General features: G+C 58.2%; 10 protein-coding genes. 6 read left to right on the top strand and 4 right to left on the bottom strand.

Annotated features, from left to right (window positions below; translation table 11 throughout):
• Positions 1-80: 80 nt before the first annotated feature.
• From SPHFLASMR4Y_RS14835 to SPHFLASMR4Y_RS14825, 3 genes are all read left to right on the top strand, one after another.
• Positions 81-1454 carry a class II 3-deoxy-7-phosphoheptulonate synthase gene (locus tag SPHFLASMR4Y_RS14835; RefSeq protein ID WP_089134240.1) on the top strand — a complete coding sequence of 458 codons (1374 nt, stop codon included), beginning with the start codon at positions 81-83 and terminating at the stop codon, positions 1452-1454.
• 65 nt (positions 1455-1519) lie between these two features.
• On the top strand, positions 1520-1690 hold the full coding sequence (locus SPHFLASMR4Y_RS17195) for a hypothetical protein (protein WP_186265963.1): 171 nt from the start codon (positions 1520-1522) through the stop codon (positions 1688-1690).
• An 85-nt stretch (positions 1691-1775) separates the two neighbouring features.
• Positions 1776-2327 (top strand): hypothetical protein, encoded by a 552-nt coding sequence (locus tag SPHFLASMR4Y_RS14825; protein WP_145955555.1) that lies wholly within the window; start codon positions 1776-1778, stop codon positions 2325-2327.
• 1 nt (position 2328) lies between these two features.
• Here the strand turns inward: SPHFLASMR4Y_RS14825 and SPHFLASMR4Y_RS14820 are convergent, their stop codons facing one another.
• The 4 genes from SPHFLASMR4Y_RS14820 to SPHFLASMR4Y_RS14805 form a co-directional block, all read right to left on the bottom strand.
• Positions 2329-4602 carry a CHASE2 domain-containing protein gene (locus SPHFLASMR4Y_RS14820; protein WP_089134237.1) on the bottom strand — a complete coding sequence of 758 codons (2274 nt, stop codon included), beginning with the start codon at positions 4600-4602 and terminating at the stop codon, positions 2329-2331.
• Positions 4603-4651: 49 nt separating this feature from the next.
• Entirely contained in the window at positions 4652-5995 is a 1344-nt protein-coding gene (locus tag SPHFLASMR4Y_RS14815; protein ID WP_145955554.1) for a FecR domain-containing protein, read from the bottom strand.
• A gap of 26 nt (positions 5996-6021) precedes the next feature.
• On the bottom strand, positions 6022-6717 hold the full coding sequence (locus tag SPHFLASMR4Y_RS14810) for a response regulator transcription factor (RefSeq protein WP_089134922.1): 696 nt from the start codon (positions 6715-6717) through the stop codon (positions 6022-6024).
• 575 nt (positions 6718-7292) lie between these two features.
• Complete coding sequence (locus tag SPHFLASMR4Y_RS14805) at positions 7293-8192, bottom strand: LysR family transcriptional regulator (protein ID WP_089134235.1); 900 nt, start codon at positions 8190-8192, stop codon at positions 7293-7295.
• Positions 8193-8364: 172 nt separating this feature from the next.
• On the opposite strand from SPHFLASMR4Y_RS14805, the gene SPHFLASMR4Y_RS14800 reads away from it, so the two are divergent.
• The 3 genes from SPHFLASMR4Y_RS14800 to SPHFLASMR4Y_RS14790 are packed head-to-tail and all read left to right on the top strand — an operon-like array spanning position 8365 to position 13019.
• On the top strand, positions 8365-10890 hold the full coding sequence (locus tag SPHFLASMR4Y_RS14800; protein ID WP_089134234.1) for a TonB-dependent receptor: 2526 nt from the start codon (positions 8365-8367) through the stop codon (positions 10888-10890).
• A gap of 12 nt (positions 10891-10902) precedes the next feature.
• On the top strand, positions 10903-11901 hold the full coding sequence (locus SPHFLASMR4Y_RS14795; protein WP_089134233.1) for an MBL fold metallo-hydrolase: 999 nt from the start codon (positions 10903-10905) through the stop codon (positions 11899-11901).
• A 2-nt stretch (positions 11902-11903) separates the two neighbouring features.
• Entirely contained in the window at positions 11904-13019 is a 1116-nt protein-coding gene (locus SPHFLASMR4Y_RS14790) for an FAD-dependent oxidoreductase (protein WP_089134232.1), read from the top strand.
• The last annotated feature ends 13 nt before the right edge of the window (positions 13020-13032 follow it).

The raw sequence follows: 13032 nt of genomic DNA, 5'->3' as shown, positions 1-13032 counted from the left end.
ACACTGGGTTTCCCTTGCCATTGCCCTTGACTCCCGCCTAAAGGCTCTCGATTTTATTGGAAATGAAGCGGAGCGCTCGAATGGCGACAAATTGGACGGCAGATAGCTGGCGGGATTTTGAAGGGCTGCACATGCCCGAATATAAGGACGCCACAAAACTCGCGGAAACGGAAGAGCTGCTCGGCAGCTATCCGCCGCTGGTGTTTGCCGGTGAAGCCCGCAGCCTGAAACAGGATCTGGCAGAAGTGGCGGCTGGCAAGGCGTTCCTGCTGCAGGGCGGAGACTGTGCCGAAAGCTTCGCGGAATTTCATCCGAACAATATTCGCGATACATTTCGCGTCATTCTGCAAATGGCGGTGGTCCTGACCTATGCGTCAAAGCTGCCCATCGTAAAGGTCGGTCGCATGGCAGGGCAATTTGCCAAGCCGCGCTCGTCCAATGTCGAAGTGCAGGATGGCGTCGAGCTTCCCAGCTATCGCGGCGATATCATCAACGGCATCGAATTTGACAGCAGCCGCCGGGATCCCGATCCCGAGCGGATGATCCGTGCCTATAACCAGGCCGCGGCGACGCTCAACCTGCTCCGGGCCTTTTCGACCGGCGGCTATGCCAATCTCAAGCAGGTGCACGGCTGGACCCATGATTTCATGGCACGCAGCCCGTGGGCGAAGAAATTCGAGGAAATGGCGGACCGGATCGGCGAAGCCTTGGCCTTCATGGAAGCCTGCGGCATCAATCCGGACACGGTTCCGCAGTTGAAGGCCACATCTTTCTATACCAGTCACGAAGCCCTGCTGCTGCCCTATGAGCAATGCCTGACCCGTCAGGACAGCCTGACCGGCGACTGGTTTGACACCAGCGCACATTTCCTGTGGATCGGCGACCGGACCCGGTTCGAGGGCTCTGCCCATGTCGAGTTCCTGCGCGGCATCGGCAACCCGATCGGGCTGAAATGCGGGCCATCGTTGACTCCCGATGCTTTGCTGAAAATGCTCGACACGCTCAATCCGGCGCGCGAACCCGGCCGGATCACTTTGATCACGCGCTTTGGCCACGACAAGATCGAAAGCGGGCTGCCGCCTCTGGTACGCGCTGTCAAAAAATCGGGTCATCCGGTGATCTGGTCCTGCGATCCTATGCACGGCAATGTGATCAAGGCGGAAAGCGGGTACAAGACGCGGCCGTTCGACCGTATCCTGAGCGAAGTACGCGGCTTTTTCGCTGTCCACCGGGCCGAGGGCACTTTTGCCGGCGGCATCCATTGCGAAATGACCGGCCAGAATGTGACCGAATGCACCGGCGGCGGTGTGGCCATCACCGATGCATCGCTCGGTGACCGTTACCATACCCATTGCGATCCGCGTCTGAACGCCGCGCAATCGCTGGAACTGGCCTTCCTGCTCGCCGAAATGCTCAATCAGGAATTGTCCGACCGGGCCCGGGAAGCGGCCTGATCATGGCCGGCAAGACCAAGCCCGAGCGGATGCGTCCTGAAGATTATGCCCCTGGAGAATCGCCGATGAGCAGAGGAGCCACATATGTCCGCAAGGAAATCGTCAGCAAAGGTGTCGGCTTTGGCAGTGCGCTTGCGATCGCGATCAGCTTCACCACGCACAAGTCGATCCTCTGGGCGATCATCCATGGCTTCTTCTCCTGGCTCTATGTGCTCTACTACGCGCTGACCCGATAGACCCGAAAGGGTCATGCCAATCTGCGTGACTTTTCCGGCCCGGCGGATTATCAATTCCCTTTGAATGCAACCTGCGGAGAAGTCGATGATCCGGACAGTCTCATGGATATTGGCAAGCGCACTGGCGGTTTCCGGCTGTGCCGGACCGATCCAGACCCGCGTCCAGACCCACCAGCTGGTTGCCCCGTCCGAACAGAAGACATTCACCACCTCGCCGGTCGATGCCGTGGCCAACCGCGATCTGGTCGATGCCCGCGATCTGGTCACGCAATCGCTGGAACGGAGGGGATATATATCCTCTTCGAACGCATCGATATTGGTCCATGTCGCGCTGGCCGACCGGCCGGCCGATATCGCCGTCGAGGCTGGCACCGACAAAGCCGCACAGTCGATCACGCCGGCGAAAAAGCAGAAAAGATTCCAGTCCTGCAAGGATCGCGAGCATCGGCTGACGGTGAGTCTTTTCGACCAGGTCCGCGGACGCAAGCTCTACTCCGGCAGCGCCGCGGAATATCATTGCAAGGGCACAATCGCCCAGTCCCTGCCCCACCTGATCGATTCCGCTCTCTCGGGGCTGGACAAGGAGCCCACGGCCGGCCCGCGGAGCAGCGTCCGCACCCGTCAGGGCATCGAGTGACTCAGCCCGCCTGATCCTCGAGATCGGGAGCCATGGGTAACAGCACGGTGAAACAGGCGCCGCCATCGCGCGGGTTTTCGCCCCTGATATGACCGCCGTGTCTGGCGATCACCTTGGCAACGAAATTCAGCCCCAGACCGGCGCCCTTGATGGATGAATGGGCCGTTGTGTCATCGCTGGCAAAGCGCTCGAAAAGCTGACCGATCACGGCTTCGGATATGCCCTCGCCCTGATCGGATATGGCTACCGAGACGAAGGGCTGGCCATCCAGATCCGTCACCCGGATCCGTATCGTCACAACGCCGCCATCCGGGCTATATTTGATGGCATTGTCGATCAGGTTGACGAAGGAGCGGTAGAGGCTCGAAGGCTCGACATGGACAAAGGCGCCATCCGACTGGTCATCGACGTCACAACGGATGCCGCGCGCCTGCCCGAGCGGCCAGAGACTGTCATTGGCTTCCTCGACCAGCTCCGCGAGCAAGATATCCTCGCCGGAAAACTCGCTGGCATCGATTCGGGCCAGTCCGACAAAATTGTCGGCCAGTGCCAGCGTGCGACGCGCATGACTCTCGATCCGGCCGGTGGTTTCGTCGGCTTCCCGGCCATCGAGAAGAGCCAGAATGGCGGCCTGCGGTGCCCGCATGTCATGCGACAGCAATTGCAACACTTCCTCCCGTTGCTGCGCCGCATTGGCCACTTCCGTGATATCCGCCAGATAATGGATATAGCCCCGCAGCAAGCCCTCGTCCGACGCCACCGGCGCACGGCGCATGGCGAAAATCCGCCCGTCGCTCGAGGTGAATTCGACATAATCCTGCCTGGTCGGCCTGCTCTTCTGGTTGAGATAATCCTTCACGTCCTGCAGGTCCTCGGCCGAGACAAAGCGGTTCAGCATGTCATCGAGCGCCAGATTCTGGGCGCCATCTTCCATTCCGGTCTGGGCCAGCCGGTTGACGAAAGTCACCTTGCCGCGCAGATCGGTGATGAACATCGGATCCGGCAGGTTCCTGAGCGCATCGCTGATAAACCGCCGCAAGTCACGGACATGGGAAATCGCGTGGGTCAGCTGTTCCGCCTGTCCGGTGATCACATCGACAGGTCCGAGCTCCGTCCGCATGATCGGTATGTCGACCTTCGACCGGCCGAAACGCTCCAGTTCGCCATCCATGAAATCGCTCGTCGCCTGCAATCGGCGCCAGCCCCAGACCGGGTAGACGATCAACACCCCGAGCAAGGCGATTCCCGGCGCGAACCACAGGGAAAATTGCATCAACGCGGCGCTCGCCAGCAATATCGTTGCTATCAGGGCAAAGGATATCATGATCGTGGTCCGCGGCCGCCAGCGCCAGAAACCGAGCAGCAATATCCAGACCGGCAGCAGCGACAGCAACAAATGCTGGGTAAACGTGACCGGCCGGATGAAATTATCGCGCACGATCGCGCTGTAGAGATTCGCCATGATCTCGACTCCGGCGAGCGTACCGCCATCCCCGAGGGGCACCGGATATTGATCGCCCATGCCGTTGGCCGTCGCGCCGATCAGGATGATCTTGTCCTCGACAAACGCGGGCGGCACCTCTCCGCTGGCCAGGGCCGCATAGGATATCGATTGATAACCACCACGCTCGGCGAAGGGCAGCAGCAGCTTTTGCTCACAATTGTCCAGCCGGTCATAGGCAGCAGAAGAACCGCCTTCGACGTTCTGGTAGATTCTCTCCATCAGATGCGGCCATTCCGCCCCCGAATGCTTCTCGCCAAAGCAGAGATTGGCGCGACGAACCACGCCGTCGGGATCAAACAGCAGATTGACATGCCCGAGACCGGTTGCCACGGCCGTAAAAGGGGCGATCGGCTGTCTGACATCAAATTCTGCGCCGTTGCTGCCGGGAAAGACGAAGTGCAGCGGCAGGAACAGGTTCGTCACCCTCGCCATCGCTTGCGCCAGTTGCTGATCATCCTCGGAGTCCCCCGGTTCGCTGAGCAGAACATCGAAACCGGTCGCCTTCGGTTTGCCGGCAACCAGCTGCTCGAAAAGCTGCGCATGCCGCTGGCGTGGCCATGGCCATTTGCCATAAGCGGCAAGGCTCTCTTCATCGATCTCGACGATCAGTATATCCGGAGACGCGTCCGGGCGATCGATGCCGGCGAGCTGGTCATAAACCAGATTGTCGAAGCGCGACAGACTGTCCCAATAGCCCAGTGCCGCCACCATCCCGGAGGCCAGCAATGCCACGGCCAGCCATTCCGCCACCAGGCGCTGGCGCAGTCTCATCGGCGCAAAGGCCTTGGCGAAGCTTCGGTCAAAAGCCGGACTCGGACCGCTAGTTGGCCACGGTCATTTTTTCGAAGTCGGTCCATTTTTCTATCGCTTCCGGATCATCGGGATCACTCGAAAACTGGATCACGCCGACGCGCCAGAAATATTCCCCGTCCGCCAGATCCGACAGCGTGACCGTATCGGTCGAAAGCCCGGTTTCGTCGATGATCGGCACCGATGTCTTGCTGTCTTTCAGGACCTGCAGCCGATAATATCGCGTTCCCTCGCCTTCGCCGAACCATTTGAAGCGATACCCGAAATCACCGGCATCGGCGCTGCCGCCCAAGGTGCTGAGCTGGCGTTTGAAACTATAGGTGGCGGGCATGCCCTCGAAACCGTCTGCCGCCAGCGCCGTGATCTTGGCGAAATAGCGACCGTTGGGAATCGTCGGCAGCTCCAGCAGCGTGCCCTGCACCATTGTTTCCGCGACGATATCGACAAAGCCGGCATCCGATGCGATGCTGATTCGATGGCCGACGGCGGGTTCGCTCGGTTCGACTGCGAATTGCAATTCCGCCTCGGACTGCAATTTTGCGGGATCCAGAAGTTCCGGTGGCGGCAGCAGTTCCGCTTTCGCAAGCGCTCCGGTCACCGTCGCTGCGGCGCCGGTACCGGCGGGGATGGACAGCAATGTCGCCCCGCTCAGGCTTTCGCCCGCCGCCACAACCACTTCGCCCTCAACCGTTTCGGAAAAGGCCGTGCCGGACATTTCATCCACTCTGGTCCGATAATCCGTCCCGCGCACGGCGGAAACCGCAACCGGAGTGCGGACGCGATAACGGTCAGCCTTTCTTTCCAGCGGCGCGACTTTCGAGCGCATCCGGCCCTTGTCGACGGCCAGTTCATAATCAATGCTGTCGGTCAGCAGAATATGCCGCAGGCGGGTAATCCGGACATGGCTGTTCGATGGCAGGGAAACGCGCGACCCGTCTTCCAGCTGCAGCGTCAGGAAACTGCGCGCAGCCGTCTTGATGTTGCTGCCCTCCCCGATAGTCATCCCCGCCACCGCCGTCCGGTTCTGGCCATTCGAAACGATGGCAATATTTCCACGAAACGCGCTCAGCCTGGCCTCGCTCGGGCGATATTTCAGCAGGGCAACCGGGATCCGGAGGGATGTTCCAACCGGCATATGATGGGGATCGGCAATACGGTTAAGCCGCTGCACTGTGCGATAGTCGGACAATTTCCGCAGATAGTCATTGGCGAGGCCGAACAGCGTGTCGCCACGCTTGAAGACATAGGTGACTGGCTCCGAATCCGGTTGCTTCTGGGCAACGGCTTCACCGGGGGCAACGGCCAAAGCGCCAATGAGCAATGCGAGCAACAGGCGAAGGCCCGACGGCGGCATCCAGCTCCTGGATTCCTCAAACACTATTACCCTCCGTTACTGAACGTCTCCAATCTGTAGCCATAGCCGAAAACCGTAAAAATCCGAAACCCGTTTTCCGGTTTCAGCGCAAGCTTGGACCGGATTCGCGAAACATGCATGTCGAGGGTACGTGTCGCGAGATGCGCATTCGTCCGCCAGACCGTCTCCATTATATAACGCCGCGACAAAGTCCGGTCGCGATTGCGGAACATAAGATCGGTCAGTTCGAATTCTTTTGCTGTCAGGGCAATTTCCTTGTCGCCGTGCCTGACCGTCTGTTCGATTCGATTGAACAGATAGTCACCATATTGGGCCGTGGTTTCCATGGCCGATGCGCCGCTGTTCCTGCGCAGCAGCGCATTGACACGGGCGGCGATGACATTCTTGTCTTCGGGCTTGGTGATATAATCATCGGCACCCGCGTTCAGTGCATCGCTGATATCCTGTTTGGCAGAACGGCTGGTCATCATGATCACTGGCGGGCGGTCTTCCACCGCCTCTTCCATCCACTGCAATATTTCCAGGCCATTTTTCCCGGGCATGTTCCAGTCGAGGATGACGAGATCGAACGTGTCACGCAGTAAGGCATTGGAAAGTGCGGTTCCATCCGGATAGCCCGCATAGACATAGCCTTGTGCTTCAACGATCTTTCCCAAAAATTCGATGATCTCCGAATCATCGTCTGCTATCGCTATACGCATTTCAATTCCCCCGGCGGCCAACTGGCCCTTGATACGGTAACATCGCCTGTAATTTTCGTTTAGGACTATGGTTTAACATCGCCTATGATCTTCGTTTAGGATCATAGTTTTACTATCATTTACAGAAGCTTTACCAGAGCTTTGGCTGTCTATTTACAACGATTTACATAATCGCTTCTTGCGTAAATCTTCATCGGCCACCCGATTTATGGCTCAAAGCAGCCATTGCGGACACACTATCCGGCCAAGCCCGCCTTTCGCTCCCGAAGCCAGCCCCTGTCCTTTGCACTATAAAATGGTCAAAACCGGTGCTTTCCTTGGCGATCGAGTTCGGCAGTGACCAGATTAGCGCGGGGCGGCCGGATCGCGAGCAATGGACATCCATCCTGTCCACCACTCGATCAGTGCGACCACTGTTTAAACGAAATCTCGCTATATAAAAAAGCGCATGTTCATAATGTGGTTATCGCGCATGGATTTCCGACGGTGCCCTGTTCGCGACAATATCCCGTGCGGACTTAACAAACTCGGCTGTTTTTGACCGCTTACAGCAGCCGTCTTGACCGTTTCTTTTGCTAGCTGAGCGACGCCAGAGTCTTGATCTGCTCCCGCAGCCAGGTGAGGCCGGGATCCTTGTCCCGTGTTGCATGAAACTGCAGCATCTCGCGCATGGGCGGGACATCAAAGGGCAGTTCCGCGATGCTCAGAGGGAGGCGCCCGGCCAGCGACTGGGCCAGTCGCTCGTGCATGATGCAGACACGATTGGTTTCCAGCACCAGAAAGGGGGCCTGCAGAAAGGAGGGCGCGCGCACCTCTATCCGGCGCTCGATACCGGTCTCGCGCATCCATGCATCAATGAACGTGTCGCTGCCTGAGATTGTGACTCCCACGTGGCCGAGCGCGGCCAGGCGCTTGGCGGACATTGTTCCTTCCATGTGAGGATTTCCCGACCAGCCCACAAGGACGTGCCGCTCTTCGAATATCAGTTCACACGGATGGTCGGGGTGCGCGAAGGATTCGGGACCGAGGAACATGTCGAGCTCGCCGTCGGCCATCGATTTGTTGGTATTGGTATAGGGCAGGGAAATATTCAGTTTCACGAAGGGAGCAATTTTTGCGATTGCACCCAGCAGGGGGACCAGCAACACGGTCGTTATATAATCCGAGGCAGCGATCTTGAACTCGCGCTCGGACGTTGTCGGATCAAATCTGCCTTTGCGTGCGATAAGGGAGCGCAGCGCCGCGATGGTTTCGGTAATCTCGGGATGCATCGCCAGCGCATAGGGAGTCGGCACCATTTTCTTGCCCTGTTGCGCCAGTATCTCGTCCTGAAAAGCTTCCCGAAGGCGCTTCAGTTGTGCGCTCATTGCTGCTTGCGTCACATGCGCTCTGGCTGCTGCCTTGGTGACATTTTTTTCCTGTAGCAGGATGTCGAAAGCCACGAGCAAATTGAGATCGAAATTGTCCAGCCGCATCTTTTTCTCTATCCCTGAGCCATCTTGCAGGCGGTTCAGCCCGCGCCATCAATGTATAACCATAATTTATGCATTACAACAAAAACAAAAAGTTATATCTTTCGAAGGACTGGTTCTATCTCATTTCCAGAGGCACCGGGAAATCCGGGCACATGTTTATGGGAGAGGACCTATGCGTCGTAATTTCAATCAAGCCACCATTTCAAGGATTGCACTGTCAGTAGCCTGCGTCGCCGCGATTGCAGCGACACCAGCTTATGCAGAAGAAGTCGCAGATATAGCAGCAGCGGCTGAGTCAGCGCAAACGGGTGGTGACTCGCAGTCTGCAGGTGAAGCAGAGCAGACCGGTGGACTGGACGTAATCGTCGTGACTGCGCAACGCCGCGAGGAAAGCCTGCAGGACGCGGCGGTGGCAATCGATGCCATCTCCTCAGAACAGCTCACGCGCTTTAATGTCGAGAGCGCCAAGGATCTGGGTCGAATTTCGCCTTCGCTCGGGGTTAACCCCGGCGGTGGCCCGCTGACCAGCCTGTTCATCCGCGGCGTCGGCGCATTGACCGTAAACCCGCTTCAGGATTCAGGCGTCGCGCAGAACTATGATGGCGTTTATTTGGGCCGCGCGAGCTCCGCTGCCGGGCTCAATTTCTACGACATGGCACGCGTCGAGGTCCTGAAAGGTCCGCAAGGCACCTTATATGGCCGAAATGCAACGGGCGGTGTGGTCAACTACATCCCCAACGCGCCCAAGCTTGGCGATACAACGGGATATGTCCAGGCCGAATATGGCAATTTCGACAAATTCGGAATTCAGGGCGCTCTGAACGTGCCGCTGGGTGATATTGCGGCGCTGCGTGTCGCCGGCAGCCATCAGCAGCGCGATGGTTTCAACGATGATGGTACATCCGATCTCGATGCCACGTCGGTGCGGGCGCAGTTGCTGGTTGAGCCGACCGACCGTATCAGTCTTCGGGTTGGAGTGGACCACACAGATATTGGTGGCAAAGGCAATACGGGCGCGCTGCTGGGCTTCTTTAGCAACACGCCGGGCTCGCAGACCGATTTCACGCCCACGGGTGTCGACATCGACAGCGGCTCAACGAGCGCGGCCTCCAATGCGTTCCGGGTGAACACCTTTCAGGGTCCATCGTTTGCGCTGCTACCGCCAATCAGAACCGAAGACGTTTTTCAGGATCTTTCCTACACCGGTGTAAATGCCGAGATCAATTTCGAGCTTGATGCCGGTACGATTACGATCATTCCGGCATATCGGGAATATTCTCAGGACTACGCCTTTGTTGGGCCGGGCTTCGCCCCCGCCCCGACGCAGGAAAGCGGCGACCAGTTTTCTATCGAAGCGCGCTTCGCGACCGATCTCGACGGGCCCGTCAACGGCGTATTTGGCCTGTTCTACTTCGAGGAAGAGGTCGATTTTGCAGCTAACTTCTACCAGGTGGCAGTAGCGCCAATCCAGAACTGGACCAATGGCGGCGACTCCTGGGCTGCATTTGCACAGCTCACCTTCGATGTGACGGACGAGTTCCGCATCAGCGTTGGCGGCCGTTACACCGAGGACAGCAAATATGTCAGAGGTGATGATTTCACCTTCCTGACGATTTGTCCGCTTGAGGTACAGCCATTCCCCGGTGCGCCCTTCACTATCCCTGACTTTGCGGGTTGTCAGGCACAGAACTATCCAGCGCTGCCGCCAACCACAGACCCGCAGGCTTACGTGGACGGGCTCATCGCCGGTGGTTTCATTCCACCCAACTCCACGATCAACGATGGTTTCTATCCGCTGATCAACGGCTCTGCCGGCTTTATCGTCGATGGCGGTGCCGGGCAGGGGCTGACTAGCAACGACAGCTGGAAAGAGCCGACCTATCGCGTGGGTCTTGAATATGATTTGGCTCCTGACAGTCTTCTCTATGCCACCTATGAACGCGGATACCGCGCAGGCGGGGTCGAGCTTAGCGCTGTAGGCGCCGGCGGTGGCCTGAGCTTTGATCCTGAATTTATCGATGCCTTCACGATCGGGTCAAAGAACCGGTTCCTGGGCGACACGCTCCAGATTAACGTCGAGGCGTTCTATTGGGAGTATAAGGGTCAGCAAATCACCTATTTCTCAACGATCGATGATGCCCCCAACTTCGGCACGGCCAACGGCGACTCCACCATCAAGGGGCTCGATCTGGATGTGCTATGGGCACCAACCGGGACCACCAAACTTGGTTTGAAGTTCCAATATCTGGATGCAACACTTGACCAGCTTACGCTGATCTCAGACCCTGCAACCGGGCGCTTCGGATGTGAGAATGTCGGGGTCGTCAACGGCTTCCAGAACTTTGAATGTGGTGGGACCGAGCTGCTCTATTCGCCTGAAATTTCGCTTGATCTGGCGCTTGAGCAGGTCTTCGAACTGGGTGATTTCGACCTCACCTTCTTTGCTGATGCATCCTATCGCAGTAAGCAGCAGACCGACTTGTCCTTCACGCCACAGACCGTTTCGGATGCCTATATTACCGCCAATTTCCAGCTGACGCTTGAGCCGACCGAGGCAAATTGGTCGATCTCTGCATTCGTCAACAATGCGTTTAACGAACGCTATTTGGTAAACAGCAATGTTGGCAGCTCCGGTGCGTTTTATGGCGAACACAACCCTCGTCGCCAGTATGGCGTGCGGGCCAAGGTCGAGTTTTGATTGGAGAGAATCATGATTAGATCTGCAATTGCACTGGCTGGCGCATTCACGCTTGCCAGCGCCCCTCTCCACGCTCAGAAGCCAGAGGCAGCGCCTTCGGCAACCGCAGAAGTCGCCGATGCCGGTCAATGGGTAACGCTGGGCACGGTAGCCGGTCCGGTAGCGAGTCCCACCAGATCGCAGCCGGCCAACCTTCTCATCGCAGCGGGGCAGAACATTCTGGTTGACGTCGGTGACGGTACCTCCGGACAGCTTGCCAAGTTCGGCCTCCGCACAGCGCAAGTCGACGCTGTCTTTTTAAGCCATCTGCACTGGGACCATACAGGCGGGCTCGGGGCGCTCCTCGGCCTGCGCGCCCAGACGAATTCGCCCCCGCGCCTGCGGATTTACGGTCCCCCGGGCACCAAGGAACTGGTTGCGGGTTTGCTCGCATCCATGATCCCGGGAGCAACGGCAGGCTATGGCGTGCCCGGAGCGCCCAAGACCGATTTGAACGAGCTTACCGAAGTTACCGAACTGCGCGACCTTGGCAGCGTCGAAATTGCAGGCATGAAAGTAAGCGTAAGAAAAAATTCGCACTACAGTTTCGAGGCGAACAGTGATTTAGCCCGCCGTTTTGAGTCGCTGGCATTCCGGTTCGATTTGCCTGGACGGTCCATTGTCTATACCGGCGATACGGGCCCAAGCACAGCGGTCGAGGAACTGGCTGCTGGCGCAGATTTGCTCGTGGCCGAGATGATGGATGTTGACGACACCATCATGACTATCCGTCAGGCAAACCCGAATATTCCGGAGGCCGTTGCGAGAGGAATCGAGCAGCACCTTCGCAACCACCACCTCTTGCCGAAGGATGTTGGCGAGATGGCGGCAAGGGCGGGCGTGGAGTCTGTTATCGTGACCCACTTCGCTGGTCGTGAACGGGGCGACCCGAAGCATTTCGAATATCTGCGCGATATCGCTGACCATTATGACGGTCCCGTGGTTGTCGCCAATGACATGGATGTATTCTAGCCATGAACGATCTCAATATTCTTGTCATCGGCGGCGGCATAGGCGGACTGACTGCGGCAATTGCCCTGCGCCAGAAAGGCCACCGGGTCACGGTCATCGAGAAAGACCCCGACTGGTCGGTCTACGGTGTCGGCATCATCCAGCAGTCCAATGTCATCCGGGCAATGTCGGAACTGGGCCTGCTCGAAGATTATCTGAGCGCCGGTGTACCGTTCGACACGATCGCCATCCATATGCCCGACGGCACCAGAGTGGCTGAAATTCCGGCCCCTCGCCTCGCTGAAAATTATCCGGCCAATGTCGGCATCGGCAGACCCGCCCTGCACCGGGTTCTGGGGGACCGGACCAAGGCATCGGGCGCGGAAATCCGCCTCGGCGTTGTTGCCGATGCAATAGACGATTTGGGCGACACGGTACGCGTCAGCTTTTCCGACGGGAAGACCGAGGAATTTGACATCGTGGTCGGCGCAGACGGAGTCTATTCCGACACCCGCCGGAAAATCATGCCGGATGCCGAGAAACCGGAATTTACCGGCCAATCGGTCTGGCGCTATAATTTCCAGCGTCCCGACGACCTCAATGCGCTGCATGTCTATAACGGCCCGACCGGCATCGGTCTGGTGCCGATCAGCAAAGAGCTGATGTACATGTATGTCACGACGCCGGAACCGGACAAGCCGGTCTATGAGACAACGGGCATGGCCCAGACCATGCGCGGAAAATTGTCCGCCGCACCGCCACAAATTCAGAAGCTGGCGGCTGAGATTACCGATGACGAAGGCGTCGTCTACCGGCCGCTCGAGCAGATGATGCTCTATGGCCAATGGCATCAGGGCCGGGTCGTGCTACTCGGTGATGCCGTCCACGCCACCACGCCGCATCTCGGCCAGGGCGCCGGCATGGCAATCGAAGACAGCCTTGTTCTGGCCGACGAGCTGACCACGCATGACAGACCGGAAGCCGCTTTTCAGGCTTATCGCGACCGTCGCTTCGACCGCTGCAAGTTCATCGTCGAAAAGTCCCTGGCGATCTGTCACGGCCAGCTCGGCAAGGGCCCGCCGGTCGACAATGCGGAAGCCACCCGCGAGATGTTCGCGATCGTCTCCAAACCCATTTGATACATCAAGATTG

The sequence above is a fragment of the Sphingorhabdus sp. SMR4y genome (assembly GCF_002218195.1).
Classification (GTDB): domain Bacteria; phylum Pseudomonadota; class Alphaproteobacteria; order Sphingomonadales; family Sphingomonadaceae; genus Parasphingorhabdus.
This window is presented reverse-complemented; position numbering and strand designations above follow the sequence as displayed.